The sequence below is a fragment of the Kitasatospora sp. NPDC059795 genome, assembly GCF_042732175.1.
In the GTDB taxonomy this organism is placed as follows: Bacteria; Actinomycetota; Actinomycetes; order Streptomycetales; family Streptomycetaceae; genus Kitasatospora.
The window spans coordinates 77,599-104,357 of record NZ_JBHWID010000010.1 but is presented as its reverse complement, the minus strand read 5'-3'; the positions used below and the strand labels follow the sequence as shown (position 1 = coordinate 104,357).

Genomic DNA, 26,759 nt, shown 5'->3' with positions numbered 1-26,759 from the left:
CGCCCGGCCACCCGCCCCCACCCGGCCCGCGCCCCGTGCGCCCCTCGCGTCCCGTCCGCACCACCCCCGCGTCCGAAAACGACCGCTCCCGGCCGGAGCGCCGCGTGCGAAACCTTCTGTCGCACTGTCCCTGTGCGCTGCTAGCCTCTGGGCGCTCTTCACATCATCACCACGGGGGAAGCCCACATGACCACGCCCGAACCAGCCGACCCGTTCACCCCGCCGCCCGGTCCCCCGAGCGCCCCGGCCTCGCCGCTGGCCCCCGGCGTCCCGCTGGCCGGCGCCGGCGCCGGCCCCAAGAACCTGCCGGGCGCGGTGCTGGCCGGTCTCGGCGTCGCACTGGTCTCCGGCCTGCTGTACGGCTTCATCGCCAAGGCCACCGACTACGAGATCACCTGGATGGCGATCGGCATCGCCGCCGCCGTCGGCGTCACCGTCGGCCGGATCGGCGGCAAGCACCCGGTCCTGCCGCCGGTCGGTGCGCTGCTCTCCGTGCTCGGCCTGTTCTTCGGCCAGCTGTTCGGCATCGCGCTGTACGTCCAGGAGGTCGCCAGCATCTCGGTGCCGACCATGTTCACCGAGCACTTCTCCATCCTGCTCGACGGCTGGAAGGAAGCCTTCAGTTTCTACTGGGCCCTGTTCATCGTGGTCGGCGCGGTCGCGGGCTTCAACATCACCCGGAAGTTCGGCGAGTCCTGACGACCCGTCGGAAAAGGGCCCCTGCCGCATACGGCAGGGGCCCTCTCCGTCGGACCGGCGGAACCGGGATCAGTGGCCGGAGTTGACCGTGACCTCGACCCGCTGGAACTCCTTCAGCTCGGTGTAGCCGGTGGTGGCCATCGCCCGCCGCAGCGCACCGAACATGTTCATGGTGCCGTCGGGGGTGTGCGACGGACCGGTCAGGATCTGCTCGGTCGAGCCGACGGTGCCCAGGTGCACCCGCTTGCCGCGCGGCAGCTCCTCGTGGACGGCCTCCATGCCCCAGTGGTAGCCCTGGCCGGGCGCGTCAGTGGCACGGGCCAGCGCGGCGCCGATCATCACCGCGTCCGCGCCGCAGGCGACGGCCTTCGGGATGTCGCCGCTGTAGCCGACGCCGCCGTCCGCGATCACGTGCACGTAGCGGCCGCCGGACTCGTCCATGTAGTCCCGGCGGGCCGCCGCGACGTCCGCCACCGCGGTCGCCATCGGCACCTGGATGCCCAGCACGTTGCGGGTGGTGTGCGCGGCGCCGCCGCCGAAGCCGACCAGCACGCCGGCCGCGCCGGTGCGCATCAGGTGCAGCGCGGCGGTGTAGGTGGCGCAGCCGCCGACGATCACCGGGACGTCCAGCTCGTAGATGAACTGCTTCAGGTTCAGCGGCTCGGCCGCGCCCGACACGTGCTCGGCGGAGACCGTGGTGCCGCGGATCACGAACACGTCGACGCCGGCGTCCACGACGGCCTTGGAGAACTCGGCGGTGCGCTGCGGCGAGAGCGCCGCGGCGGTGACCACACCCGAGTCACGGACCTCCTTGATCCGCTCCTTGATCAGCTCGGCCTTGATCGGCGCGGAGTACACCTCCTGCAGGCGACGCGTCGCGTCCGCCTCGTCGGTGATCGACGCGATCTCCTCCAGCAGCGGCTGCGGGTCCTCGTACCGCGTCCACAGGCCTTCCAGGTTCAGCACGCCGAGGCCGCCCAGCTGCCCGATCGCGATCGCCTGCTGCGGCGAGACCACGCTGTCCATCGGAGCCGCCAGGAACGGCAGTTCGAACCGGTAGGCGTCGATCTGCCAAGCGATCGAGACCTCCTTCGGGTCACGCGTACGGCGGCTGGGGACGACGGCGATGTCGTCGAAGGAATACGCCCGACGGCCGCGCTTGCCTCGCCCGATCTCGATCTCAGTCACTTCGAGCCCTTCTGCTGCTTTCCATCTGCCGACCGGGTCACCCCGGCCGCACCCAAGTATCTCGTACGACCCCTTTGCGCCCCGACAGGGGCGCACCGAACAGCAGGAACCGCCCGGGTCCCGCAGTCACCTGCGGTCCGGGCGGCTCCCGTGGAAAAGCGTCAGCGCGCGTTGTAGTTCGGCGCCTCGACCGTCATCTGGATGTCGTGCGGGTGGCTCTCCTTGAGGCCCGCCGAGGTGATCCGGACGAACCGGCCCTTGGTCTGCATCTCCTCGACCGCCGCCGCACCGACGTAACCCATGGTCTGGCGCAGGCCGCCGACCAGCTGGAACAGCACCGCGGACAGCGGGCCGCGGTACGGCACCTGGCCCTCGATGCCCTCGGCGATCAGCTTCTCGTCCGAGGAGACCTCGGCCTGGAAGTAGCGGTCCTTGGAGAAGGACTTCGCCTGGCCGCGGGTCTGCATCGCACCCAGCGAGCCCATGCCGCGGTAGGACTTGAACTGCTTGCCGTTGATGAACAGCAGCTCGCCCGGCGACTCCTCGCAGCCGGCCAGCAGCGAGCCCAGCATCACGGTGTCGGCGCCGGCGCACAGCGCCTTGCCGATGTCGCCGGAGTACTGCAGGCCGCCGTCGCCGATGATCGGGACGCCCGCGTTCTGGCAGGCCTGCGCGGCCTCGTAGATCGCGGTGACCTGCGGGACTCCGACGCCGGCGACCACGCGGGTGGTGCAGATCGAGCCGGGGCCGACGCCGACCTTCACGCCGTCGACGCCCGCGTCGATCAGCGCCTGCGCGCCGTCCCGGGTGGCGACGTTGCCGCCGACCACGTCGACCGACACCGCGGACTTGATCTTCGAGATCCAGGACAGCGCGTTGTGCGAGTGGCCGTGCGAGGTGTCCACCACGAGGAAGTCCACGCCCGCGCCGACCAGCGCCTGGGCCCGGTCGAACGCCTCCGCGGAGGCGCCGACCGCGGCGCCGACCAGCAGCCGGCCCTCGGCGTCCTTCGCGGCGTTCGGGTACTTCTCCGCCTTGACGAAGTCCTTGACGGTGATCAGGCCCTTGATCCGGCCCTCGTCGTCGACCAGCGGCAGCTTCTCGATCTTGTGGCGGCGCAGCAGCGCGATCGCGTCCTCGCCGGAGATGCCGACCTTGCCGGTGATCAGCGGCATCGGCGTCATGATCTCGGCGACCTTGCGGCTGCGGTCGGTCTCGAAGGCCATGTCACGGTTGGTGACGATGCCCAGCAGCTTGCCGTCCGGGCTCGCCACCGGCACGCCGGAGATCCGGAACCGGGCGCACAGCGCGTCGGCCTCGGCCAGGGTGGCCTCCGGGCCGACGGTGATCGGGTCGGTCACCATGCCGGACTCGGAGCGCTTCACCAGGTCGACCTGGTTGACCTGGTCCTCGATCGACAGGTTGCGGTGCAGGACGCCGACGCCGCCCTGCCGGGCCATCGCGATCGCCATGCGCGACTCGGTGACCTTGTCCATCGCCGCGGACAGCAGCGGGATGTTGACCCGCACGTTCCGGGAGATCCGCGAGGAGGTGTCGACCTGGTTGGGCAGCACCTCGGAAGCCCCGGGCAGCAGCAGGACGTCGTCGTACGTGAGTCCGAGCATCGCGAACTTCTCGGGTACGCCGGCGGCGTTGTAAGACATGGGGAACCTTCCGTGGCGGGCCGTCGTTCTGCGCACGGGCGCCCGGGGTCTCTATCGGCCGCCAAGGACGCCCGGCGTCCGGACGATCCTCCAACCGAGGACCGCGCACACCGGAGAAGCTTTGGCGACCCGACCAGGCGCCGATACCCCATGGTACTGGTGACGCGGGGTATGTCGTCGCGCCCTCTTGACAACGCGCGCGCCCCCCGGCTTCTTCCACCCGCCGGAGGTCCGGCTAGCCGGACTCCTCCGCCAGCGCCCGCAGCCGCGACAGCGCCCGGTGCTGGGCCACCCGCACCGCGCCCGGCGACATGCCGAGCACCTCGCCGGTCTCCTCCGCCGACAGCCCGTCCGCCACCCGCAGCAGCACCAGCTCGCGCTGCCGGGCCGGCAGGTTGGACAGCAGCTCCTTGATCCACGCGGCGTCGCTGGACAGCAGCGCCCGCTCCTCGGGGCCGAGCGAGTCGTCCGGCGTCTCCGGCAGGTCGTCCGGCGGGATCACCGTCGAGCCGGGCCCGCGCATCGCGGCCCGCTGCAGATCGGCGATCTTGTGCGCGGCGATCCCGTACACGAAGGCCTCGAACGGACGGCCGGTGTCCCGGTACCGGGGCAGCGCGCACAGCACGGCGACGCACACCTCCTGCGCCACGTCGTCCACATGGTGCCGGGCCCCGCCGGGCAGCCGGAGCAACCGGCCCCGGCAGTACCGCAGCGCCAGCGGCAGCACGTAGCCGAGCAGCGCCTCGATCGCCGGGCCGTCCCCGCGCACCGCGGCCGCGACCAGCGCCGCCTCCTCGGGCGACGTCACGCCCGGGCCCTGCGGACGGCCGCCCGCATCCGACGCACCGTCGGATTCCGCCGATCCACCCTCCGGCGCCGACGACGAATCGGCAGCCGCGCCCCCGTGGGCGGGCTGCGCCGGATCGGTCCCGGCCGCCTCCTCGTCGTCACGCATCGGTCCATGGTGCCTGGTCGGACCGGAAAACGCGGCACCGCGTCCGGACTTGTGCATCGGAACGTTATGCGTCGCCGGGTGCACCGTGCCGCCTCCCCTGCCTGTCCGCTGGTCCCCGAGGTGCTCCACTACTCCATGGTGCAGCCTCGGGACCACAACGTCACACGTCCGAGCGAGCGCAGTTGTCGCCGCACCCGCTCAGCGGACCAGGCCCCAACGGAAGCCCAGCGCCACCGCGTGCGCGCGGTCCGAGGCGCCGAGCTTCTTGAACAGCCGCCTGGCGTGCGTCTTCACGGTGTCCTCGGACAGGAACAGCTCGCGGCCGATCTCCGCGTTGCTGCGGCCGTGGCTCATCCCCTCCAGCACCTGGATCTCACGGGCCGTCAACGTCGGTGCGGCGCCCATGTCCGGGCTGCGCAGCCGGCGCGGCGCCAGGCGCCAGGTCGGGTCGGCCAGCGCCTGGGTGACGGTGGCCCGCAGCTCGGCGCGCGAGGCGTCCTTGTGCAGGTAGCCGCGGGCCCCGGCGGCGACCGCGAGGGCCACGCCGTCCAGGTCCTCGGCCACGGTGAGCATGATGATCCGGGCGCCCGGGTCGGCCGAGAGCAGTCGGCGGACCGTCTCCACCCCGCCCAGTCCGGGCATCCGGACGTCCATCAGAACGAGATCGGAACGGTCGGCCACCCAGCGGCGGAGGACCTCCTCACCGTTCGTCGCAGTGGTCACCCGGTCCACGCCGGGCACGGTCGCCACCGCACGCCGCAGCGCCTCCCGGGCGAGCGGGGAATCGTCGCAGACGAGTACGGATGTCATGACCGTCGTCCTCCGCAGCTGATCCGCGTCACGTTGAGCCTCCTGGCTGGTACGAACCTCTCCGACACGGCCGCTCGGGACGGACCCCGTTCCGATCGCCTCGCTCCGCGACCGATCCCGATGCCCTGCGCCCGCCGACCGCCTCCGTACATCCAACGACCGTCACTCGAATGAGTTACGGCTTCAGGTCCATCTCCACCACTGTACGTGGCCAACCCATCACACAAGAGCTACCTCGCGGTGCACACGCCGCACTTTTGTGCAGCTCGCGCGCGGTGCCCGCGCCGCGCACGCCTTCCGGCCGCGGCCCGCGCCCCACCGGACACCCGATCGGACAGCGGCACGACTCAAAACCTATTGCACCGTTTGTCCGTTTTTATAGCTTCCGTCAGGTCATTGACTGTTGTGTCGGTGTGTGGGTGACTTGTCCGTGTAGTTGGGTGTAAGTCATATTTCCAGGTGTCCGTATCGGTCCCGCGCAGCCTCGCCGGAGCAATGCCGTCCGGGCCGCCGGGTCCCGCACCCTCGAAGGGAATGAGCCATGGCAGATTTCTCCCGCCTCCCCGGCCCCAACGCAGACCTCTGGGACTGGCAGCTCTCCGCCGCCTGCCGCGGTGTCGACAGCTCGCTGTTCTTCCACCCCGAAGGCGAACGCGGCGCGGCCCGGACCTCCCGCGAGGCGAGCGCCAAGGAGGTCTGCATGCGCTGCCCGGTACGCGCCCAGTGCGCGGCCCACGCCCTGGCCGTCCGCGAGCCCTACGGGGTCTGGGGCGGCATGACGGAGGACGAGCGCGAAGAACTCCTCGGCCGCTCCCGCAACCGGCTGGTCCAGGTCCCGCTGGCCATGCCGCAGACCGTCCGCCCCTGAGCCCCCGATGACGCCGCAGGTGTTCTCGGACGCGGCGTAGGTGTTCACCTGGCTGGAAAAACGTTTCTCCGCCTGCGCTGCGCCGTCCGTCCCCGGGTCGGCGCGGACGCCTCAGCGGGCGGCGGCCGCCGCCGCGAGCTGCTCCAGCATCAGCTCCACCGCCGGAACCCCCGCCAGGTCCGGCAGGGTCAGCGCCACCACCTCGCGCCGCGCGGGCTCCCCCGACGCCACCCGCACCGGCACCGCCGTCACCCCCGGGTGCCGCACCGACTCCAGTGCCAGCCCCGGCAGCACCGCCACCCCCAGGCCCGCGCCCACCAGGCCCACCACCGCCGGATAGTCGTCGGTGGCGAACTCGATCGCCGGCGCGAAGCCCGCGTCCGTGCACAGCTCCACCAGGTGCCCCCGGCACTGCGGGCAGCCGGCGATCCACTGCTCCTGCGCCAGCTCCACCAGATCCACCGGCTCGCCCTCGCCCCGGCCCGCCAGCGGATGCCCGGCCGGCACCAGCCCCACCAGCGGATCGTCCAGCAGCGGCCGCACCACCAGCTCGGACCAGTCGTTCGCCGCGGCCGTCGCCGCCGCCTCCAACGTCGCCTCCGCCCGCGCCTCGCGCAGCGTCGCGTGCGGCGACGGCAGGCTCAGCCCGCCCTGCGAGTCCGGGTACCGGAACGCCAGCGCCACCTCGCACTCCCCACCGCGCAGCATCGCCAGCGCCTGCGGGGGCTCCGCCTCCACCAACGACACCCGCACCCCCGGATGCGCCGCCCGCACCTGCGCCACCGACCGCGGCACCAGCGTCGAGCTCGCCGTCGGGAACGACACCAGCCGCACCCGCCCCGCCCGCAGCCCCGCGATCGCCGCGACCTCCTCCTCCGCGGCCGACAGCCCCGCGAGGATCCCGTTCGCGTGCTTCAACAGCACCCGCCCGGCCTCGCTCAGCTGCATCTCCCGCCCCGACCGGACCACCAGCGGGGTGTCCACCGCCTTCTCCAGCGCCTTCATCTGCTGGCTCACCGCAGGCTGCGTACACCCCAGCTCCCGCGCCGCAGCAGAGAAGGACCCGGTCCGGGCGACAGCATGCAGAACACGGAGATGGCGGGCTTCAATCACGCCATCAACCTTAGGGGAGAGAGCAACGAGAGCAGGCGAAAGGGCGCGAGGCCCCGCACGCTCCGGCCTCGCACTACGGGAGTGCATGGCCGGTCGCGCAGTTCCTCGCGCCCCTTCAGTGGCTAATGCCTAGCGGCCGGCGCCTCAGTGGCTGTGGCCGTGCCCGCCGTGCGAGTGGCCGTGGCCCGCGCCCTCTTCCTCTTCCTTCTTCTCGACCACCAGGGTCTCGGTGGTGAGGAGCAGCGAGGCGATGGAGGCGGCGTTCTCCAGGGCGGAGCGGGTGACCTTGACCGGGTCGATGACGCCGGCCTTGACCAGGTCGCCGTACTCGCCGGTGGCGGCGTTGTAGCCCTGGCCGGCCTCCAGCTCGGAGACCTTGGAGGTGATGACGTAGCCCTCGAGGCCGGCGTTCTGGGCGATCCAGCGCAGCGGCTCGACCAGCGCGCGGCGGACCACGGCGACACCGGTGGCCTCGTCGCCGGACAGGCCGAGGCCGTCCTCCAGGACCTTCGCGGCGTGGACCAGCGAGGCGCCACCACCGGCGACGATGCCCTCCTCGACCGCGGCGCGGGTCGCGGAGATGGCGTCCTCCAGGCGGTGCTTGCGCTCCTTGAGCTCGACCTCGGTGGCCGCGCCGACCTTGATCACGCAGACGCCGCCGGCCAGCTTGGCGAGGCGCTCCTGGAGCTTCTCGCGGTCCCAGTCGGAGTCGGTGTTGGCGATCTCGGCCTTGATCTGGGCGACCCGGCCGGCGACCTCGGAGGAGTCACCGGCGCCGTCGACGACGATGGTCTCGTCCTTGGTGACGGTGATGCGGCGGGCGGAGCCCAGCACGTCCAGGCCGACCTGGTCGAGCTTGAGGCCGACCTCCTCGGAGATGACCTGGCCGCCGGTCAGGGTGGCGATGTCGCCGAGGATGGCCTTGCGGCGGTCACCGAAGCCGGGGGCCTTGACGGCGACCGCGTTGAAGGTGCCGCGGATCTTGTTGACCACCAGGGTGGACAGCGCCTCGCCGTCGACGTCCTCGGCGATGATCAGCAGCGGGCGGGAGCCGCCGGCCTGCAGGACCTTCTCCAGCAGCGGCAGGAGCTCCTGGATGCTGGAGATCTTGCCCTGGTTGATCAGGACGTACGGGTCCTCCAGGACGGCTTCCTGGCGCTCCGCGTCGGTGACGAAGTACGGCGACAGGTAGCCCTTGTCGAACTGCATGCCCTCGGTGAACTCGAGCTCGACGCCGAAGGTGTTCGACTCCTCGACGGTGATGACACCGTCCTTGCCGACCTTGTCGATCGCCTCGGCGATCAGCTCGCCGACCTGGGTGTCCTGGGCGGACAGCGACGCGACGGCGGCGATGTCGTCCTTGCCCTCGATCTCGCGGGCGACCGACAGCAGGTGCTCGGAAACGGCGGCGACGGCCTTGTCGATGCCCTTCTTCAGGGCGGCCGGGCCGGCGCCGGCGGCGACGTTGCGCAGGCCCTCGTTGACCAGGGCCTGGGCCAGCACGGTGGCGGTGGTGGTGCCGTCACCCGCGACGTCGTTGGTCTTGGTGGCGACCTCCTTGACCAGCTGCGCGCCGAGGTTCTCGTACGGGTCGTCGAGCTCGACCTCGCGGGCGATGGTCACACCGTCGTTGGTGATGGTGGGGGCGCCGAACTTCTTGTCGATGACGACGTTGCGGCCCTTGGGGCCGATGGTCACCTTGACGGTGTCGGCCAGCTTGTTGACGCCGCGCTCGAGCGAACGGCGGGCATCCTCGTTGAACTGCAGGGTCTTCGCCATGATCCCGTTTCCTCAGGGTGTGGTCTGCGTACGTGGAGCAACAACCGCGCCCCGGGCCCCTGTCAGTGCTGACACGGATCCGGGGCGGGGCTGGGACGTCTTACTTCTCGATGATGGCGAGAACGTCGCGAGCCGAGAGGACGAGGTACTCCTCGCCCTGGTACTTCACCTCGGTGCCGCCGTACTTCGAGTACAGGACGATGTCACCCACGGCGACGTCGAGCGGCAGACGCTGGCCGTCCTCGAAGCGACCCGGGCCGACCGCCAGAACGACGCCCTCCTGGGGCTTCTCCTTGGCAGTGTCCGGGATCACCAGGCCAGAGGCGGTGGTGGTCTCGGCGTCGAGCGGCTGGACCACAATGCGGTCCTCGAGCGGCTTGATGGCAACCTTGCTGCTGGTGGTCACGTCCGAGCTCCCCTTCGGAGATTACGGGGTTGTCTAACAGGTAGGTGGGCGATGGTGCGCAACTGCCGTCGCGGGGGTCAGACACGCATCTTCGCGTTAGCACTCCCCCTGGGGGGAGTGCCAGGAACGACCATAGGACGCCGTTAGCACTCAGTCAACCAGAGTGCCAACGACGTCGTGTCGGATTTGGGTACGACACCCCCGGCATTGAGGGCCGCTACTCAGGCATCGGCGCCAACTCCCGCGCCAGGATCGGCACATGACGAAGACGAGGCCCTCGGTCCGGCGGGATGTGTTTCATGCGCTCCGGTTGACGGCGCCGGAGGCTCCGCTGCTGTGCGCCGCGCCGTACGCGTGCTGCCGGCGGCGGTCCTGCCCTCGGCGCTCGGTGGGTGACGCATCGACGTTCTGGCCATGCTCGCGCTGCTGTGCGCGACCGCGGCCGTCGGCACCTGGCTGTTCCTGTACGTGGGACTCTCCGCCTGGGCTTCGGGCGGCAGGGAGACGGTCGACGGGCTCACGGTGCTGTTCTGCTTCGCCGCGCTGCCGGCGGTGTTCGCGGCGCCGGCCGGGTGGCGGCGGTACTGGGTGACCGCCGTGGTGCACGGGCTGCTGGCGCTCGCGGTGCTGGCGCCGGCCGTCGCCGGGTACGCCTACGACCACCGGCACGACGGGGACCACCGGCCGGAGCCGCTGCCGAGCGACTACCGGCCCTGCTTCAGCGGGTCGGACTGCTCGGCGACCGGCGGGTGAGCGGGCAGCGAGAATGAGGGGGTGGAGATCGAATCGTTCCGGGCGCTGCTGACCGAGCAGGGGCAGGCGCTGCTGGCCGAGTTGCGGGAGTTCACCGCGGAGCAGGAGCTGGCGCTGGCGACCCGGCTGCGGCGGGAGTACCCGTCCGAGCTGGTGCGGGCGGCGTTCGAGCAGGCGCGGTTGCGGCAGCGGGCGGAGGCGAAGTTCGGGGCGGACGCCCGGTCGATGTACTTCACCCAGAACGGGGTGGAGCAGGCGACGCGGCGCAGCGTCGCCGAGTGGCGGGCGGGCCGGTTCGCGGCGCTCGGGGTGAAGCGGCTGGCGGACCTGTGCTGCGGGATCGGCGGGGACGCGATCGCGCTGGCCCGGGCCGGGATCGCGGTCCTGGCGGTGGACCGGGACGAGCTGACCTGCGAGGTGGCGCGGGCGAACGCGGCGGCGCTGGGCGTGGCGGAGCTGGTGGAGGTGCGCTGCGCGGACGTCGCGGAGGTCGACACGGACGGTTTCGACGCGGTGTTCACCGACCCGGCGCGGCGCACCTCGCGCGGCCGGGTGTTCGACCCGGAGGCGTATTCGCCGCCGCTGTCCTGGGCGGTGGAGGCGGCCCGGCGCACCCCGTTCGGGGCGTTGAAGGTGGCGCCGGGGATCCCGCACGAGCTGGTGCCGGAGGGCGCCGAGGCGGAGTGGGTGTCGGACCGGGGCGAGGTGAAGGAGGCGGTGCTGTGGTTCGGCACCGGCGCCGCCGAGCCGTACCGGGCGACGCTCCTGCCGGGCCCGCACTCGCTGGCCGGCGGTGCGCTGCCGGACCAGCCGGTGGGCCCGGTGGGCCGGTACCTGTACGAGCCGGACGGCGCGGTGATCCGGGGCCGGATGGTCGCCGAGGTCGTCCGGGCGACGAACGGCCGGCTGCTCGACCCGATGATCGCGTACGTCACTTCGGACGAGCTGCACCCGACGCCGTACGCGCACGCCTACGAGCTGACCGACGTACTGCCGTACAACGTGAAGAAGTTGAAGGCGCTGGTGAAGGAGCGCCGGATCGGCACCGTGGTGATCAAGAAGCGCGGGGCGTCGGTGGTGCCGGAGGAGCTGCGGCGGCAGTTGAAGCCGTCCGGGCCGAACGCGGTGACGGTGATCGTCGCGCGTACTGCGGCCGGCCCGGTGATGATGCTGGGTCAGCCGGTGGGCTTGGCGATGTAGTCGTCGAGGCGGGCGACCGCGAAGCCCTGCTCCTGGATGCGGGCGAGCATCTCGCCGAACATCGAGGTCATGCTCTCGCCCTTGAGCTCGGACGGGCCGCGGAAGTGGGCGAGGATGATGTCGCCGTTCTTCAGCTTCTTGTCGGCGGACTGGTACTGCATGTCGTGGATCTGCATGGATTCCCGCCACAGCACGATGGCGCGCGGCCCGCACTCCTGCACCGAGGTGTTCAGGGTCGGGGTGTTGGCTCCGTCGCCGAAGGGCGGGCGGAACAGGTAGGGGGCGGTGCCGTACTGCTCGGTGAGGGCGGTCTGGTCGTCGCAGATCTCGGACTTCTGCTTGGCGGCCGGGATCTTGCTCATCACCGGGTGGTCGACGGTGTGGTTCTGGATGGTGTTGCCGAGCGCCTGCAGCGGCTTGAAGTAGGCGTAGTCGTTCTTGACGATGTCCTTGGTCAGGAACATCGTGATGGGCACCTTCAGGTCGGTGAGCATCTGGACGAACTTGGGGTCCTTCTCGGCCCCGTCGTCGATGGTGATGAAGACGACCTTGTCCTGGGTGGGGACTTCGCTGAACACCGGCACGGCGCCGGACCTGGTCAGCTTGATCGGCTTGTCGGCGGGCGGCGGGGGCGTCTTGGCCAGCGGCTTGAGGCCCCACTTCGCCCATGCGGCGTCACCGGCCGCGTCCTGGGCGGGAGTCGACGCCGCGCCGGACGGTGCACCGGTGCCGGAGGAGGAGGCGGCGGCGGGCTGCGCGGGGGCGGCCGACTTCGCGGCGGGCGCGGAGCTGCCGCACCCGCTCGCGGCCAGCAGCACGGCAAGTGCGCCCACCCCGTATCCGATCCGGGCCCTGTTCATCACCGGTGTCCCCCACTCTCCAAGCTCTACAGGCGTGTCGATGTACTGGACGAACGCTACCGGCTCCGCGGTTGCCTACCCGGCATCCGTACGGGTGAAGGTCCAGTGGTGCACCGGCCGCGCCAGCAGCTCCGCCGGGGGCTGCGGCACCGGCTGCGGCTCGCCCGCCCAGAGCGCGATCATCAGCACCCGCTCGCCGGGCGCGGTGAACAGCTCGACCCGCTCCAGCCCGGCCGCCCCGCGCACCGCCGGAAGCGCGAACTCCCGCGCCCAGGCGTGCAGTTCACCCCCCCGGCCGTCCGTCGCCCGGGCCTCCCACATCGCCGCCAGGGTCACTTCAGCGCCTCGTGGGCGTGCGCGTGGAAGTCTCCGTGCCGCCCCGGGACGTGCGTCTCGGTGACGGGCAGCGAGGAGTCCGCCGACAGGTCGAAGGAGGACGCGGCGCGGTTGCGCCAGACCATCTCGGCGCCGAGCGCCGCCACCATCGCGCCGTTGTCGGTGCACAGGCCCGGGCGCGGCACCCGCAGCACGATGCCCGCCTTGTCGCAGCGCTGCTGCGCCATCTCGCGCAGCCGGGAGTTCGCGGCGACGCCGCCGCCGATCATCAGGTGGTCGACGTCGTTGTCCTTGCAGGCGCGCACGGCCTTGCGGGTGAGCACGTCGGTGACGGCCTCCTGGAAGGACGCGGCGACGTCCGCGACCGGCACGGTCTCGCCGGCCCGCCGCTTGGCCTCGACCCAGCGCGCCACGGCGGTCTTCAGCCCGGAGAACGAGAAGTCGTACGCCGGGTCGCTCGCGCTGCTCAGGCCGCGCGGGAAGGCGATCGCCCTGCCGTCGCCCTCGCGGGCCATCCGGTCCACCACCGGGCCGCCGGGGAAGCCCAGGCCGAGCACCCGCGCCACCTTGTCGAACGCCTCGCCGGCCGCGTCGTCGATGGTCGCGCCGAGCGGCCGCACGTCGCTGGTGATGTCGCCGGAGAGCAGCAGCGAGGAGTGCCCGCCGGAGACCAGCAGCGCCATGGTCGGCTCGGGCAGCCGGCCGTGCTCCAGCTGGTCGACGCAGATGTGCGAGGCCAGGTGGTTGACGCCGTACAGCGGCTTGTCCAGCGCCCAGGCGTACGCCTTGGCGGCGCTCACGCCGACCAGCAGCGCACCGGCCAGGCCGGGCCCGGCGGTGACGGCGATGCCGTCCAGGTCGCTCGCCTTGACGCCGGCGGTGTCCAGCGCGCGCTGGATGGTGGGGACCATCGCCTCCAGGTGCGCCCGGCTGGCGATCTCCGGGACGACGCCGCCGAACCGGGCGTGGTCGTTCACCGAGGAGGCGACCGCGTCGGCGAGCAGCGTGGTGCCGCGGACGATGCCGACGCCGGTCTCGTCGCAGGAGGTCTCGATACCGAGGACGAGCGGTTCGTCAGCCATTGTGATGATCCTTCAGATCGCTTGCATCGCTTGCCAGGTGGTCCAGACGCATCACCAGTGCGTCCACGTTGGCGGGCTGGTAGTAGCCCCGCCGGATGCCGACCGGCTCGAACCCGAACCGCTCGTACAGCCGCTGCGCACGCAGGTTGTCCACCCGCACCTCCAGCAGCAGCTCGGCGCAGCCGCGCCGGACCGACTCCTCGACCAGTTCGGTCAGCAGCATCGCCCCGAGGCCGGCCCCCTGGTGCCCGGCCTCCACCGCGATGGTCTGCACGTCGCCGTCCACCCCGACGGACATCAGCCCGGCGTAGCCGACCACCGCGTCGTCCCGGTCCACCGCCACCACGTAGTGCCGGCTGCCGCCCGGGTACGTCTCGGCCAGTTCGGACCAGTACATCCCGCGCGACCAGGCGTCCTCGGGGAACAGCAGGTGCTCCAGCGCCATCACGGGCTCGATGTCCCACCAGCGCATGGGGCGCAGGGAGTACTCAGCCACGGCCGGCGAGTCCCGTCCGCGTCACGCCGGAAGCACCGCCTTGTAGCCCGCGGGCACCTGCGCGTCCGGGCGCCGCAGGTACAGCGGGGCGTTCGGCAGCAGCTCGCGGCCGGCGGCCAGCTCGCGGACCGCGAAGTCGGCGAGCGCGCCCGCCGACACGTGCTCGGGGCCGCTCGCCGCCGGCAGGCCGTACAGCACCGCGCCCGCGCCGACCGTCCGCTCGCCGGGCTCGATCTCGGCCGGGCGGTCCACCGAGGGGCCGGAGATCCGGGCGCCGGAGGCGTCGTAGGAGGCCCAGTAGACCTCCTTGCGGCGGGCGTCGGTGGCGACCGTGAACGCGTCGTCCAGGCCCTCGGTGCGGGCCTGGTGGGCGATCGCGTCGAGGGTGCAGACGCCGTGCACGGGCAGGCCGAGCGCGTCGCCGAGCGCGGCGGCGGTCACCAGGCCGACCCGCAGGCCGGTGTACGGGCCGGGGCCGACGCCGACCGCGAGGTCGGTGAGCTGTCGCTTGTCCACGCCCGCGGTGCGCAGCACGGCGTCGATGGTGGGCAGCAGCAGTTCGCCGTGCCGGCGGGCGTCGACCTCGTAGGACTCGGCGAGCACGCGTTCGCCGTCGTGGACGGCGGCCGTGACGGCGGGGGTGGCGGTGTCGAAGGCGAGGAGGAGCACGCGTTCAAGGTTAGAGGGTCCGGCGCGAGTGCCCGCACCGGCCGGGAACACACGATCGGAAGAGGCCGAAGCGGCGGCGCGGACCTGGCACGATGGGCCTCGAACAGGACACCCGGAGCGTTGAGGAGCGGACGTGGCGAAGCTGGGCCCTGGTGTGGTGGTCGGCGGACTGACCCTGGGCGCCATGGCGGTGATCGGGCTGCTGGCGTTCCAGGCGAACGGCGCCGCGTCCCGCGCGGTGGCGGCCACCCCGGCCTCGGCGAGCGCCCCGGCCGCGGCGGTCTCGCCGTCGGCCAGTGAGAAGCCGACCGCTCCCCCGCTGCCGGCGGACTCCGGGGCGGGCCTGCGGGTGGTGTTCTCGCTCAAGGACCGGCAGGTGTGGCTGGTCGACCCGAAGAAGCCGGAGCAGGTGGTCGGCTCGTTCAAGGTGACGCCGGGCAACGCGCTGCCGAATCCGGGCGCCTACACGGTGTACAGCCGCACCGCGGCGGGCACCGGCACGGACGGCCGGCAGATCGAGCACGTGGTGCGCTTCGCCCAGCAGCAGGGCGCGGTGTTCGGTTTCAGCGCGCTGGTGGACGAGAACGCGCCCGCGCCGTCGCTGGACCCGAAGACGAAGACCGGCGGCATCCGGGCGTCCCGTCCGGACGGCCAGTCGCTGTGGGACTTCGCGCCGAACGGCACCCGGGTGGTCGTGGTCGCCTGACCCGGCCCGCCGCAGCTACGCGGCGTGGCGCTCCGGCGGGGTGGAGACCGCCTTCGCGGCCCGGCAGGACGCCAGCAGCGCCCGCATCGGCACGGGGTTCTCCGGCGCGTCGGTGCGCGGCCGCTCGGCGTCGGCCCGCTCGGCGTCGGCCCGCGCCGCGTCGACGGCGGCGTCGGCCGGTTCGGGACGGGCGTCGGTCCGGGGGGTGGTGCTCGCCATGGGGCGCCTCCCTAGTTAGGCACACCTAACCTGCTGATGCCATCCCATCACGCCCACCGGCCGGGCCGCAACAGTTTCCCGACACGCTGTCGGAAACCGGGTTCAGCTGTCACCCAATACGGTGAGGTCGACGTCGTCCCAGCGACCGCCCAGCCCGGTCACCGTGACCCGCCGCCCGTCCGCCTCGTCCACGACGTCCGCCTCCGCACCGCCGAGCGTCCGCTCGATCCGGACCTCCAGCCGGTCCTCGGAGAGCTGCTCGACCTTGCCCTCGCCCCACTCCACGACGATCACCGACTCCGGCAGCGACACGTCCAGGTCGAGGTCCTCCATCTCGTCCAGCCCGCCGCCCAGCCGGTACGCGTCCACGTGCACCAGCGCGGGGCCGCCGGTCAGCGACGGGTGCACCCGGGCGATCACGAACGTCGGCGAGGTCACCGCGCCGCGCACCCCCAGGCCCTCCCCCAGGCCGCGGGTCAGCGTGGTCTTGCCCGCGCCCAGCTCCCCCGACAGCAGCACCAGGTCACCGGGGCGCAGCAGGGCGGCGAGCCGCCGGCCCAGGCCGGTCATCCGCTCCGCGGTGGCGACGGTCAGAGTGGTCTGCGAACCCATGGCGTCCTTCTTCGTTCGTTGCGGCCACCCCTACGGTGCCACACCGCGCGCGGACGCCCGCTCAGCCCTCCTGCTGCTCCCCGCCCCACGCCCGCAGCGCGGGGGGCAGCGGGCCGGTGCCGGCCCGCTCGGCGGCCCGCTCCAGCAGCGCGACCAGCTCCCGGTCGACCAGGTCGGCGCGTTCCAGCATCACCAGGTGCCCGGCGTCCTCCACCAGCACCAGCCGGGATCCGGGCAGCGCCGCGGCGATCGCCTCCGAGTACTCGGGCGGGGTCAGCAGGTCCTTGGCGCCGGCCAGCACCAGGCTGGGCACGCCGCCCAGCGCGGCCAGCGCCGCCTGCTTGTCGTGCAGCGAGAACGCCGGGTAGAACTCGGCGACCACGTCGATCGGGGTGGCGTCCAACAGCTGCTCGGCGAACCGGACCACCGCCGGGTCCACGTCCTTCCCGCCGAACGAGAACCGCCGGTAGAACACCGCCGCCAGGTCCGACCCCCAGCGCCGGGTCGCCTCCACCAGCTCGACCTGCCGGCCCAGCAGCCGCACCACGCCGGGCGCGACCCGCTTCACCATCTTCGCCCCGGCCGCGGGCAGCCCCAGCGTCACCGAGTCCCAGCCGCCGGCGAGCGTCCCGATCAGCGCCACCCCGGCCACCCGGCCGTCCGGCCCGAACAGCTCGGGATGCTGGGCGGCCAGCGCCAGCACCGTCATCCCGCCCATCGAATGCCCGACCAGCACGATCGGACCCTCCGGCACCACCGCGTCCAGCACCGCCCGCAGATCCCCGCCGAGCTGGTCGATCGACGCCGGTTCCCCCTTCAGGTACGAGCGGGACCGCTCGGAGCGGCCGTGGCTGCGCTGGTCCCAGAACACCCCGCGCAGCGCGCCGCGCAGCGCCGCCCGCTGGAAGTGCCAGCTGTCCTGGTTCAGGCAGTACCCGTGACAGAACACCACCGTCGGCCCGGGCCCCTCGACGGTGTCCACCTCCACGTACAGCTCGGTCCCGTCGTCCGCCCGCACCCGCTGCGGCACCCCCCGCAACGACCCGAACGGCGCCGCCGCGTCCAGTTCCTCCCGCGCCCGCCGCCGCATCGCCCGCCCCACCGTCAGCCGCTCCACCGCGACGCCGGCGGCGGCCCCGGCAGCCAGCACCCCGAGCGATATCCCGATCAGCCCGGCCCTGGAGACCCCCGACGACTCAGCCATGAACGCAGGGGGACGCGGCAACAGGGGCGCGTGGGGGCACCTCCCAGCCCGCCAAGGGCTGGGGGGGAACTGCGCGAAGCGGAAGGCACCCGTCGGAAAGATCGCGGCCCGGACAGCCGGTTGAACGTGCGTGCGCCGCAACGGAGACAGCCACTACTGCACCCCTCCCACATACCGCCGGGGCACCCGCCCCCCGATCCGAGTGATGATCTCGTACGCGATCGTCCCGCACGCCCGCGCCCAGTCCTCCGCCGTCGGCTCCCCCCGCTCGCCGGAGCCGAACAGCATGGCTTCTTCGCCGACCTCGGGCACGTCCCCACCGAGGTCGACCACGAACTGGTCCATCGCGACCCGGCCGGCCACCCGGTAGCGGCCGGAGCCGATCTGCACCGGCCCGGTGTTGCTCGCGTGGCGCGGAATGCCGTCCGCGTAGCCGAGCGGGATCAGGCCGAGGGTGGTGGGCCCAGGCGTGACGTAGTGGTGCCCGTAGGAGACGCCGTGGCCGCCGGGGACGCGCTTGACCAGGGCGAGCCGGGCGGTCAGCGACATGACCGGCCGCAGGCCGAACTCGGCGGGCGTGCCGAAGTCCGGCACCGGCGACAGGCCGTACATGGCGAGGCCGGGCCGGACCAGGTCGTAGTGGGACTGCGGGAGCAGCAGGGTGGCCGGCGAGTTCGCCAGGTGCCGCACCTCGGGGTCGAGTCCGGACCGTTCGGCGAATGCCAGGGCCTGCGCGAACGAGTCCAGCTGCACCTGGATGGACGGGTGGCCGGGCTCGTCGGCGGCGGCGAAGTGCGACCACACGCCGACCACCCGCAGCATGCCGTCGGCCTGCGCCTTCGCGGCGTTGTCGACCAGGTCGGGCCAGTCGTGCGGCTGGCAGCCGTTGCGGCCGAGGCCGGTGTCGGCCTTGAGGTGGACCCGGGCCGGGATGCCGGTGGCGCGGACGGCGGCGAGGAGTTCGTCCAGCGCCCACTGGCCGCTGATCGAGATGTCGACGGACTCCCGCAGCGCCTGTTCCCAGGGGCCGCCGGGCGTCCACAGCCAGCAGAGGATCCGGGCCTGCTCGGGGCCGATGCCGGCCGCGCGCAGCGCGAGCGCCTCCTGCGGCGTGGCGGTGCCGAGCCAGCCGGCCCCGGCGGCGATCGCCTCCCGGGCGCACTGCAGTGCGCCGTGGCCGTAGGCGTCGGCCTTGACCACGGCCATCAACTCGGGGCCGTTGGTGCGGGCGCGCAGCGCGGCCAGGTTGTCACGCAGGGCGGCCAGGTCGACGGTCGCCTCGGCGCGGACCCCCTCCGTCAGTGCGGGTGTCCCGGTGGTGTTCGCAGTCGTCATCGCGTATCAGTCTCCCAGACCCCCGCCGGTCCCCCCATCAGGGGCGCGGCCGACCGGCGGTGCCGTGTCACCCGTCCACCTGTACGCCCTGCCCCTTCCGCTGTCTCCACGCGGTGGACGGCGTTCCGGTTCCGCCGGCGGCTCGTCACTCCGCCAGCGACTGCCATACGGGATGCAGCGCGTCCGCGATGTCCAGTGCGGTGATCGGGGCGCCGGGGCCGGCGGCGTGGCGGCCGGCGAGGCCGTGCAGGTAGGCGGCGGCGGAGGCGGCGTCGAGGGGGGTGAGGCCGGTGGCGAGGAGGGAGCCGGTGAGGCCGGAGAGGACGTCGCCGCTGCCGGCCGTGCCGAGCCAGCCGGTGCCGGTGGGGTTGACGCGGGCGGTGCCGTCGGGGTCGGCGACGACGGTGGTGGAGCCCTTGAGCAGGACCGTCGCGCCGTAGCGGGCGGCGATCAGGCGGGCGGACCGGAGGCGGCGGGCGGCCACGGTGTCGGCGTCGGTGTGCTCGTCGACGCCGGCCAGCAGGCGGGCGGCCTCACCGGCGTGCGGGGTGAGCAGGGTGGGTGCGGGCCGGCCGGCCAGCAGGTCGGGGCCGAGTCGGGCGAGTTCGGTGAGCGCGTCGGCGTCGGCGAGCACCGGCACGTCGGTGTCGAGGGCCTCCCGCAGGGAGCGTTCGGCGCCGTCGCCGCCGCCCGGCCCGACCACCCACGCCTGGACCCGTCCAGCGCGGGCCGGGCCGGCGTCGGTGACCAGCGTCTCCGGGTGGCGGCGCACCACCTCCTCGGCGGCGTGCCCGGTGTAGCGCACCGCGCCCGCGCCGCCGCGCAGCGCCCCGGCGACGGCGAGCAGCGCCGCGCCGGGGTAGCGGGCGGAGCCGGCGGCGATGCCGACCACGCCGCGCCGGTACTTGTCGCTCTCCGCGCCGGGGACGGGCAGCAGCGCGGTCACGTCGGCGTGCTGGAGGGCCTGGACGGGAGCGGGCGGCAGGTCGAGTCCGATCTCCACCAGGTGGACCACGCCCGCGTACTCCGCGCCGGGGTCGATCAGCAGGCCGGGCTTGTGGGTGCCGAAGCAGACCGTGACGTCGGCACGCAGCGCGGGGCCGGCCACCTCGCCGGTGTCGGGGTCGACGCCGGACGGCACGTCGACGGCGACCACCGGCCCGCGACGTTCCATGGTCGCGAAGGGAGCGGCGGCGGGGCGCAGCGGACCGCGGCCGCCGATGCCGACGATGCCGTCCAGCACGAGGTCGGCGCGGCCGAACGCGGTCGGATCGTCGGTGACCCGGCCCCCGGCGGCCAGCAGCGCGGCGAGACCCTCGGCGTGCGCCTTGGCCGGGTCGAGCAGCAGGGCTTCGGCGCGGGCCCCGCGACGGGCGAGACGCGCGGCGGCGTACAGCGCGTCACCGCCGTTGTCGCCGGAGCCTGCCAGCACCAGGACGCGGCTGCCGTAGACCCGGGGCAGCAGCCCGGCGCAGGTGGCGGCGAGACCGGCTGCGGCGCGCTGCATCAGCGTGCCTTCGGGGAGGGCGGCCATCAACGTGGCTTCGGCGGCGCGGACTTGCTCTACGCGATGGGCGTGGCGCATGTGGCTTCTCCTTCGGGGCGCGAGCACGTGCACGTCATTGTCCGCAGCGCGATCTCACGGGCGGGGGACTTCCGCCTCGCGCAGGTCCTCGCGTCCCGGCCCGTCCCCCGACCAGCCCCCGACTAGCCCTCGGCGATCACGACCGCCGAGGCGACGCCCGCGTCGTGGCTGAGCGAGACGTGCCAGCCCGTCACTCCCAGCACTGCGGCGCGGGCCTCGACGGTGCCGGTGACGTGGAGGACGGGGCGGCCGGAGGGTTCGACGCGGACTTCGGCGTCCTCCCAGCGGAGGCCGGGGGGTGCGCCGAGGGCCTTGGCGAGAGCCTCTTTCGCGGCGAACCGGGCGGCGAGCGAGGCGGTGCCCCGGCGTTGTCCGGACGCGAGGGTCAACTCGCTTGCGGTGAAGAGGCGTTCGGCAAGGCCGGGGGTGCGTTCCAGGGACTCCCCGAACCGTCCGATGTCCGCCACGTCGATGCCGACCCCGATGATCACGTCCGACTCCCTCGTCCATGCCTGCGCAGTCCTGCGCACGCAGGCATGGACGATACGCGGGCTACTCGACGGTGACGGACTTGGCGAGGTTGCGCGGCTGGTCGACCTCGTGGCCCTTGGCGGTGGCCAGTTCGCAGGCGAAGACCTGGAGCGGGACGGTGGAGACCAGGGGCTGGAGCAGGGTCGGGGTGGCGGGGATGCGGATCAGGTGGTCGGCGTAGGGGACGACGGCTTCGTCGCCCTCCTCGGCGATCACGATGGTCCTGGCGCCGCGGGCCCGGATCTCCTGGATGTTGGAGACGATCTTGTCGTGCAGGACGGAGCGGCCGCGCGGCGAGGGCGCCACCACGACGACCGGCAGGCCCTCCTCGATGAGCGCGATCGGGCCGTGCTTGAGCTCGCCGGCGGCGAAGCCCTCGGCGTGCATGTAGGCGAGCTCCTTGAGCTTGAGCGCGCCTTCGAGGGCCACCGGGTGGCCGACGTGGCGGCCGAGGAAGAGCACCGCGGGGGCGTCGGCCAGCGAACGGGCGAGCGCGCGGACGGGCTCCATGGTGCCGAGCACCTGCTCGACCTGCCGGGGGGCGTCGCCGAGTTCGCGGATGACGGAGGAGATCTCGTCGCCCCACTTGGTGCCGCGCACCTGGCCGAGGTAGAGCGCGACCAGGTAGCAGGCGACCAGCTGGGTGAGGAAGGCCTTGGTGGAGGCGACGGCGACCTCGGGGCCGGCGTGGGTGTAGAGCACGGCGTCGGACTCGCGCGGGATGGTCGAGCCGTTGGTGTTGCAGATCGCCAGGACCTTGGCGCCCTGCTCGCGGGCGTGCCGCAGCGCCATCAGGGTGTCCATGGTCTCGCCGGACTGCGAGATGGCGATGACCAGGGTGCGGTCGTCCATGATCGGGTCGCGGTAGCGGAACTCGCTGGCGACCTCGACCTCGCAGGGGATGCGGGTCCAGTGCTCGATCGCGTACTTGGCGATCATGCCGGCGTGGAAGGCGGTGCCGCAGGCGACGATGACGACCTTGTCGACCTCGCGCAACACCTGGTCGGGGATGCGCAGTTCGTCGAGGGTGAGCCGGCCGTCGGCGCCGATCCGGCCGAGCAGGGTGTCGGCGACGGCCTTGGGCTGCTCGGCGATCTCCTTGAGCATGAAGTAGTCGTAGCCGCCCTTCTCGGCGGCGGAGGCGTCCCAGTCGACGTGGTACTCGCGGACCTCGGCGGGCGTGCCGTCGAAGTTGGTCACGGTGACGCCCTCGCGGCGGAGTTCGACGACCTGGTCCTGGCCGAGCTCGATCGCCTCGCGGGTGTGCGCGATGAACGCGGCGACGTCGGAGGCGAGGAAGTTCTCGCCGTCGCCGACGCCGACCACCAGCGGCGAGTTGCGGCGGGCGCCGACCACCACGTCGGGCGCGTCGGCGTGCACGGCGACCAGGGTGAACGCGCCGTCCAGCTGGCGGCAGACGGTGCGCATGGCCTCGGCGAGGTCGCCGTCGTAGGCCTCGGAGAGCAGGTGGGCGACGACCTCGGTGTCGGTCTCGGAGCGCAGCGTGTGGCCGCGGTCGGCGAGTTCGGCCCGCAGCACGGCGAAGTTCTCGATGATGCCGTTGTGGACGACCGCGACCTTGCGGTGGTCGTCCAGGTGGGGGTGGGCGTTGGCGTCGTTGGGCGCGCCGTGGGTGGCCCAGCGGGTGTGGCCGATGCCCGTGGTGCCGGCCGGCAGAGGGGTTTCGGCCAGCGACTTCTCCAGGTTGACGAGCTTTCCGGCCCGCTTGTCGGTTGCCAGGAGCCGCTGCCCGTCGGCTCCTTCGGTCTGCACCGCGACGCCGGCCGAGTCGTAGCCCCGGTATTCCAGCCGCCGCAGACCGGCGATCACTACGTCGAGGGCCGCTTGCGGGCCCGTATATCCAACAATTCCGCACATATGCGCCAGCATAGGTGTCGCTGTTCGAGGCCTGTCGGGTCGGATGACCACACCGGGTGACCGACACCACAGCACCCGACGGCCCGGACACGGCCCACAATGGATGCTGTGCTGACCGAACTCTGTACGAGGGGCGTACCCGCCGCGCCCACCCCCTCCCCGTACGTGGATCTGGACCGCGCCGAGTGGAGCGCGCTGCGCGAACGCACCCCGTTGCCGCTCACCGCCGACGAGGTCGAGCGCCTGCGCGGCCTCGGTACCGCGCTGGATCTGGACGAGGTCCGCGACGTCTACCTGCCGCTGTCGCGCCTGCTGAACCTGTACATCCACGCCACGCACGAGCTGCGCGGCGCGCTGGGCACCTTCCTCGACACGCCCGACACCGAGCGGGTGCGGACCCCGTTCATCATCGGCGTGGCCGGGTCGGTGGCGGTCGGCAAGTCCACCACGGCCCGGCTGCTGAAGGCGCTGCTCGCCCGCTGGCCGGAGCACCCGCGGGTGGAACTGGTCACCACCGACGGGTTCCTGCTGCCCAACGCGGAGCTGCGCCGGCGCGGCCTGATGGCCCGCAAGGGCTTCCCGGAGTCGTACGACCGGCGGGCGCTGATGCGTTTCGTCGCGGACGTGAAGGCCGGCAAGGAGCGGGTCACCGCGCCGGTCTACTCGCACCTGGTGTACGACATCGTGCCGGACGAGCAGTTGGTGGTGGAGCGTCCCGACATCCTGATCGTGGAGGGTCTGAACGTGCTCCAGCCGGCCCTGCCCGGCACGGACGGGCGGACCAGGATGGCGGTCGCCGACTACTTCGACTTCTCGATCTACGTCGACGCCCGCACCGACGACATCGAGGCCTGGTACCTGGACCGGTTCCGCAAGCTGCGCGAGACCGCCTTCCAGGACCCGAACTCCTACTTCCGGCGCTTCACCGAGGTGCCCGAGGAGGAGGCGATGGACTACGGCCGTCAGGTCTGGCGGACCATCAATCGGCCCAACCTGCTGGAGAATGTGCTGCCCACCCGCGGCCGGGCCACGCTCATCCTCCAGAAGGGCGCGGACCACAAGGTACGACGGGCTCTGCTGCGTAAGCTCTGACACCCGTTCGGCGTCACGAACCGGTTGCGATTGGAGTGACGCCGGTCTCAGACGCGACCGGTGTGCCCTTTTTCGCCGTGAATAACACCTTGCCGGGCCGTCTATCATCAGGACGGCCTGGTTCAAGTGTGCTCACTTGACTACGTCCGCACGCACGCGACACGAGACGGTTTCGGGGGCCATGCTCGCTTTCCTGCTCCAGCTCCGCCAATGGTGGACTGTCGGCGCCGTCTACCCGTTCGCCGTCTTCATGAGCGGCGTGTGGATCCTGTGGTTCGTCCGACTCGCCCTGGCCCGCCGCTACCGGCCGTGGAAGCGCCCGTACTCCGGCACCACCTCCGTGATCATCCCGGTGGTGGACGAGCCCGCGGACCTCTTCCACTCGGTGCTCGACCGGATCATCGACCAGCAGCCCACCGAGATGGTGGTGGTCATCAACGGCAAGCGCAACGAGACGCTGGAGCAGGTCTGCGACCAGCTCGGCGTCTACTGGCTGTGGACCGAGACCCCGGGCAAGCGCAACGCCCTGAAGGTCGGTCTGGAGGCCTGCACCGGCGACATCACGGTGCTGGTCGACTCCGACACCGTGTGGACGCCCTCCACGCTGTCCGAGCTGGTCAAGCCGTTCCGCGACGAGACGGTCGGCGGCGTGACGACCCGCCAGCGCATCCTGGAGCCCGGCCGGTCGGTGCTCACCCGCTGGGCGGACTGGCTGGAGAGCGTCCGCTGCCAGTACTCGCTGCCCGCGATGAGCGTCCTCGGCACGGTCGGCTGCCTGCCCGGCCGGACCATCGCGTTCCGCCGGAAGATCCTGCTGGAGTGCATGGAGGACTTCCTCTCGGAGAAGTTCCTCGGGGTCTTCCTGGAGGTCAGCGACGACCGCACGCTGACCAACTACACCCTCAAGCAGGGCTACCGGACGGTCTACCAGTCCACGTCGCTGGTCTACACCGACGCCCCGCTGAAGCTGGGCAAGCTGACCAAGCAGCAGTACCGCTGGGCCCGCGGCTCGCAGTACAACACGCTGCGGATGCTGCCGTGGATGCTGCGCCGGGCGAAGATGCTCGCGCTGTTCTACCTGGTGGACATCCTGGTGCCGTTCGTCCTGCTGGGCTCCTTCGCCTCCTGGGGCAGGGCGCTGTGGCGGCACACCGGCCCCAGCCTGTACATGGAGCTGCCGCTGCCGGCCGTCCACTGGAAGGCCATCAGCACGATCCTGGTGCTCGCCGCGGTGATGTCGGTACTGTCGCTGGCAGTCCGGTTCGGGCGTCACTTCGCCTACCGGGCGCAGGACTTGGTGTTCCTTCCGGTGTTCATGGTCATCAACACGTTCATCCTGCTGCCGGTCCGGCTGCTGGGGTTCTTCCGGATGGGCCACAACGCCTCCTGGGGCACCCGCAAGGACAGTTTCGCGGGCGAGAAGGTCCGCAGTGCCAAGGTGGTCATTCCCTATCTGCTGGGCAGCGCCATGTTGATCGGGTCGGTGATGATGAGTGTCTGAGACGGCGTCCGAGACGAGATCCACGTCGGTCCCCAAGCAGGCCGGGCCGCCCGAGGCCGAGCCGAAGGCCGCCCGCCGCCGCAAGAAGATGCACTGGTGGTCGCGCGGCAGCGGCATCCGGCTGCGGGTCTGGATGACCGTCAACGTGCTGCTGCTGGGCGCCCTCTGCTGGGGTGTCATGGCGGCGCTCAACCTGGACAGCAAGGGCCCCCGGTACGCGGGCCTGGGGCATCCGGTCGGCGCGCCCGGGATCAAGCAGCTGATCAACCCCGCGCCGCCCGCGGTGCCGGACAAGTCGATCTTCGACACCCCGAACGGCAAGTACTTCGGCGTGGCGACGCCCGAGGCGCCGTGGTCCTCCGGCGAGCTCGACTCGATCGCCGACAAGACCGGTGTCCGGCCCACCATGACCGAGTACTTCGTGCGCTGGACCTCCGAGTTCGACCCCAAGGCGGTCTCCCGCGCGTACGCGCACGGCACCCTGCCGGTGCTGTCCTGGGAGCCCTGGGACGGCGAGGACGGCGGGCACACCGACCAGCCGACCTTCGCGCTGTCGACCATCGTCTCGGGCGCCCACGACGACTACATCCGGCGTTTCGCCCACGGCGTGGCCGCCCAGAAGTGGCCGGTGGCGATCCGCTTCGCGCACGAGATGAACGGCGTCTGGTACCCCTGGTCGGAGGGCGTGAACGGCAACCAGAAGGGCGAGTACGTCCAGGCCTGGAAGCACATCCACGACCTCTTCAAGGAGGCCGGGGCGGACAACGCGATCTGGATATGGAGCGCCAACATCGTCCGCCCGGTGCCGAAGGTCGAGCTGCCGCCGCTCTACCCCGGTGACGACTACGTGGACTGGGTCGGCCTGACCGGCTACGGCACCAAGAACGAGGCCACCGCCGCCGACACCTTCGGACCGACCCTCGACATCGTCCGTCGGATGACCAAGAAGCCGATACTCATCACCGAGACCGGCCGCGAGCCCAACTCGACGCTCAAGGTGAAGTGGACCACCGACTTCTTCGACTGGCTCAACCAGCAGTCGGACCTGCTCGGCTTCATCTGGTTCGAACGCGACACCGACCACGGGGCCCAGACGGACTGGCGGTTCGAGGAGACCCCGGAGTCGCTGCAGGCGTTCTCCAAGGGCATCGCCACCGTCAAACTCGCCGACGGACTGCCGCACTGACGCAGCAACGCCGAACGGGCCCGGAGGACATC

The 26,759-nt window shown here is 72.1% G+C and carries 27 protein-coding genes; 8 read left to right on the top strand and 19 right to left on the bottom strand.

Going from position 1 to position 26,759, the window contains the following annotated elements:
- Positions 1-186 precede the first annotated feature (186 nt).
- Entirely contained in the window at positions 187-699 is a 513-nt protein-coding gene (locus ACFV4P_RS21445) for a hypothetical protein (RefSeq protein WP_380473315.1), read from the top strand.
- A gap of 69 nt (positions 700-768) precedes the next feature.
- Here ACFV4P_RS21445 and ACFV4P_RS21440 read toward each other — a convergent pair whose 3' ends face one another.
- From ACFV4P_RS21440 to ACFV4P_RS21425, 4 genes are all read right to left on the bottom strand, one after another.
- On the bottom strand, positions 769-1,887 hold the full coding sequence (locus ACFV4P_RS21440; protein WP_380473313.1) for a GuaB3 family IMP dehydrogenase-related protein: 1,119 nt from the start codon (positions 1,885-1,887) through the stop codon (positions 769-771).
- 161 nt (positions 1,888-2,048) lie between these two features.
- On the bottom strand, positions 2,049-3,551 hold the full coding sequence (guaB, locus tag ACFV4P_RS21435) for an IMP dehydrogenase (protein WP_073807991.1): 1,503 nt from the start codon (positions 3,549-3,551) through the stop codon (positions 2,049-2,051).
- A 235-nt stretch (positions 3,552-3,786) separates the two neighbouring features.
- Positions 3,787-4,506 (bottom strand): RNA polymerase sigma factor ShbA, encoded by a 720-nt coding sequence (gene shbA, locus ACFV4P_RS21430; protein WP_073807989.1) that lies wholly within the window; start codon positions 4,504-4,506, stop codon positions 3,787-3,789.
- A 198-nt stretch (positions 4,507-4,704) separates the two neighbouring features.
- On the bottom strand, positions 4,705-5,316 hold the full coding sequence (locus ACFV4P_RS21425; RefSeq protein ID WP_014136228.1) for a response regulator transcription factor: 612 nt from the start codon (positions 5,314-5,316) through the stop codon (positions 4,705-4,707).
- A 541-nt stretch (positions 5,317-5,857) separates the two neighbouring features.
- On the opposite strand from ACFV4P_RS21425, the gene ACFV4P_RS21420 reads away from it, so the two are divergent.
- A complete protein-coding gene (locus ACFV4P_RS21420; protein WP_073807988.1) occupies positions 5,858-6,184 on the top strand; it encodes a WhiB family transcriptional regulator in 327 nt (108 codons plus the stop codon).
- Between the two features lie 111 nt (positions 6,185-6,295).
- Here the strand turns inward: ACFV4P_RS21420 and ACFV4P_RS21415 are convergent, their stop codons facing one another.
- From ACFV4P_RS21415 to groES, 3 genes are all read right to left on the bottom strand, one after another.
- Entirely contained in the window at positions 6,296-7,297 is a 1,002-nt protein-coding gene (locus tag ACFV4P_RS21415; protein ID WP_380473310.1) for a LysR family transcriptional regulator, read from the bottom strand.
- A 144-nt stretch (positions 7,298-7,441) separates the two neighbouring features.
- The gene (groL, locus tag ACFV4P_RS21410) at positions 7,442-9,076 is read right to left on the bottom strand and encodes a chaperonin GroEL (protein ID WP_073807985.1); all 1,635 of its coding nucleotides are present in this window, start codon (positions 9,074-9,076) and stop codon (positions 7,442-7,444) included.
- Between the two features lie 100 nt (positions 9,077-9,176).
- Positions 9,177-9,482, bottom strand: a complete 306-nt coding sequence (gene groES, locus ACFV4P_RS21405) for a co-chaperone GroES (RefSeq protein ID WP_014136232.1) — start codon at positions 9,480-9,482, stop codon at positions 9,177-9,179.
- A gap of 414 nt (positions 9,483-9,896) precedes the next feature.
- On the opposite strand from groES, the gene ACFV4P_RS21400 reads away from it, so the two are divergent.
- Together ACFV4P_RS21400 and ACFV4P_RS21395 are read left to right on the top strand one after the other, a co-directional pair.
- The gene (locus ACFV4P_RS21400) at positions 9,897-10,235 is read left to right on the top strand and encodes a DUF6234 family protein (protein WP_380473308.1); all 339 of its coding nucleotides are present in this window, start codon (positions 9,897-9,899) and stop codon (positions 10,233-10,235) included.
- A 21-nt stretch (positions 10,236-10,256) separates the two neighbouring features.
- Positions 10,257-11,435: a methyltransferase domain-containing protein gene (locus tag ACFV4P_RS21395; RefSeq protein ID WP_380473306.1), complete on the top strand. Its 1,179-nt coding sequence runs from the start codon at positions 10,257-10,259 to the stop codon at positions 11,433-11,435.
- Here ACFV4P_RS21395 and ACFV4P_RS21390 read toward each other — a convergent pair.
- From ACFV4P_RS21390 to tsaB, 5 genes are all read right to left on the bottom strand, one after another.
- Positions 11,411-12,295, bottom strand: coding sequence for a polysaccharide deacetylase family protein (locus ACFV4P_RS21390; protein WP_380473304.1), 885 nt, complete (start codon positions 12,293-12,295; stop codon positions 11,411-11,413). The two genes, ACFV4P_RS21395 and ACFV4P_RS21390, sit on opposite strands and share 25 nt — an antisense overlap.
- 75 nt (positions 12,296-12,370) lie before the next feature.
- Entirely contained in the window at positions 12,371-12,631 is a 261-nt protein-coding gene (locus tag ACFV4P_RS21385; protein WP_380473302.1) for a hypothetical protein, read from the bottom strand.
- Positions 12,628-13,713, bottom strand: coding sequence for a tRNA (adenosine(37)-N6)-threonylcarbamoyltransferase complex transferase subunit TsaD (gene tsaD / locus ACFV4P_RS21380; protein ID WP_380473300.1), 1,086 nt, complete (start codon positions 13,711-13,713; stop codon positions 12,628-12,630). Before tsaD ends, ACFV4P_RS21385 begins: the two co-directional genes overlap by 4 nt.
- Positions 13,706-14,185, bottom strand: coding sequence for a ribosomal protein S18-alanine N-acetyltransferase (rimI, locus tag ACFV4P_RS21375; protein ID WP_380473591.1), 480 nt, complete (start codon positions 14,183-14,185; stop codon positions 13,706-13,708). Before rimI ends, tsaD begins: the two co-directional genes overlap by 8 nt.
- Positions 14,186-14,230: 45 nt before the next feature.
- Positions 14,231-14,878 carry a tRNA (adenosine(37)-N6)-threonylcarbamoyltransferase complex dimerization subunit type 1 TsaB gene (tsaB, locus tag ACFV4P_RS21370; protein WP_380473298.1) on the bottom strand — a complete coding sequence of 216 codons (648 nt, stop codon included), beginning with the start codon at positions 14,876-14,878 and terminating at the stop codon, positions 14,231-14,233.
- A gap of 133 nt (positions 14,879-15,011) precedes the next feature.
- Between tsaB and ACFV4P_RS21365 the strand changes: the two genes are divergently transcribed.
- A complete protein-coding gene (locus tag ACFV4P_RS21365) occupies positions 15,012-15,584 on the top strand; it encodes a L,D-transpeptidase (RefSeq protein ID WP_143200023.1) in 573 nt (190 codons plus the stop codon).
- A gap of 15 nt (positions 15,585-15,599) precedes the next feature.
- Here ACFV4P_RS21365 and ACFV4P_RS21360 read toward each other — a convergent pair whose 3' ends face one another.
- The 7 genes from ACFV4P_RS21360 to glmS all read right to left on the bottom strand — a co-directional run bounded on the left by ACFV4P_RS21360 (position 15,600) and on the right by glmS (position 22,948).
- The gene (locus ACFV4P_RS21360; RefSeq protein WP_380473296.1) at positions 15,600-15,803 is read right to left on the bottom strand and encodes a hypothetical protein; all 204 of its coding nucleotides are present in this window, start codon (positions 15,801-15,803) and stop codon (positions 15,600-15,602) included.
- 102 nt (positions 15,804-15,905) lie between these two features.
- Complete coding sequence (tsaE, locus tag ACFV4P_RS21355) at positions 15,906-16,415, bottom strand: tRNA (adenosine(37)-N6)-threonylcarbamoyltransferase complex ATPase subunit type 1 TsaE (protein ID WP_380473294.1); 510 nt, start codon at positions 16,413-16,415, stop codon at positions 15,906-15,908.
- 61 nt (positions 16,416-16,476) lie between these two features.
- Entirely contained in the window at positions 16,477-17,619 is a 1,143-nt protein-coding gene (locus ACFV4P_RS21350; RefSeq protein WP_380473292.1) for an alpha/beta fold hydrolase, read from the bottom strand.
- A 153-nt stretch (positions 17,620-17,772) separates the two neighbouring features.
- The gene (gene alr / locus ACFV4P_RS21345; protein ID WP_380473290.1) at positions 17,773-18,954 is read right to left on the bottom strand and encodes an alanine racemase; all 1,182 of its coding nucleotides are present in this window, start codon (positions 18,952-18,954) and stop codon (positions 17,773-17,775) included.
- Positions 18,955-19,099: 145 nt separating this feature from the next.
- The gene (locus ACFV4P_RS21340) at positions 19,100-20,539 is read right to left on the bottom strand and encodes an NAD(P)H-hydrate dehydratase (protein WP_380473288.1); all 1,440 of its coding nucleotides are present in this window, start codon (positions 20,537-20,539) and stop codon (positions 19,100-19,102) included.
- 122 nt (positions 20,540-20,661) lie between these two features.
- Entirely contained in the window at positions 20,662-21,030 is a 369-nt protein-coding gene (locus ACFV4P_RS21335) for a holo-ACP synthase (protein WP_380473286.1), read from the bottom strand.
- Between the two features lie 61 nt (positions 21,031-21,091).
- On the bottom strand, positions 21,092-22,948 hold the full coding sequence (glmS, locus tag ACFV4P_RS21330; protein ID WP_380473284.1) for a glutamine--fructose-6-phosphate transaminase (isomerizing): 1,857 nt from the start codon (positions 22,946-22,948) through the stop codon (positions 21,092-21,094).
- Positions 22,949-23,047: 99 nt separating this feature from the next.
- On the opposite strand from glmS, the gene coaA reads away from it, so the two are divergent.
- From coaA to ACFV4P_RS21315, 3 genes are all read left to right on the top strand, one after another.
- Complete coding sequence (coaA, locus tag ACFV4P_RS21325) at positions 23,048-24,040, top strand: type I pantothenate kinase (protein ID WP_073807962.1); 993 nt, start codon at positions 23,048-23,050, stop codon at positions 24,038-24,040.
- Positions 24,041-24,221: 181 nt separating this feature from the next.
- Entirely contained in the window at positions 24,222-25,541 is a 1,320-nt protein-coding gene (locus ACFV4P_RS21320; RefSeq protein WP_073807961.1) for a glycosyltransferase family 2 protein, read from the top strand.
- Positions 25,534-26,727: a glycoside hydrolase family 26 protein gene (locus ACFV4P_RS21315; protein WP_380473282.1), complete on the top strand. Its 1,194-nt coding sequence runs from the start codon at positions 25,534-25,536 to the stop codon at positions 26,725-26,727. The genes ACFV4P_RS21320 and ACFV4P_RS21315 overlap by 8 nt, the downstream gene beginning before the upstream one ends.
- Positions 26,728-26,759: the final 32 nt, after the last annotated feature.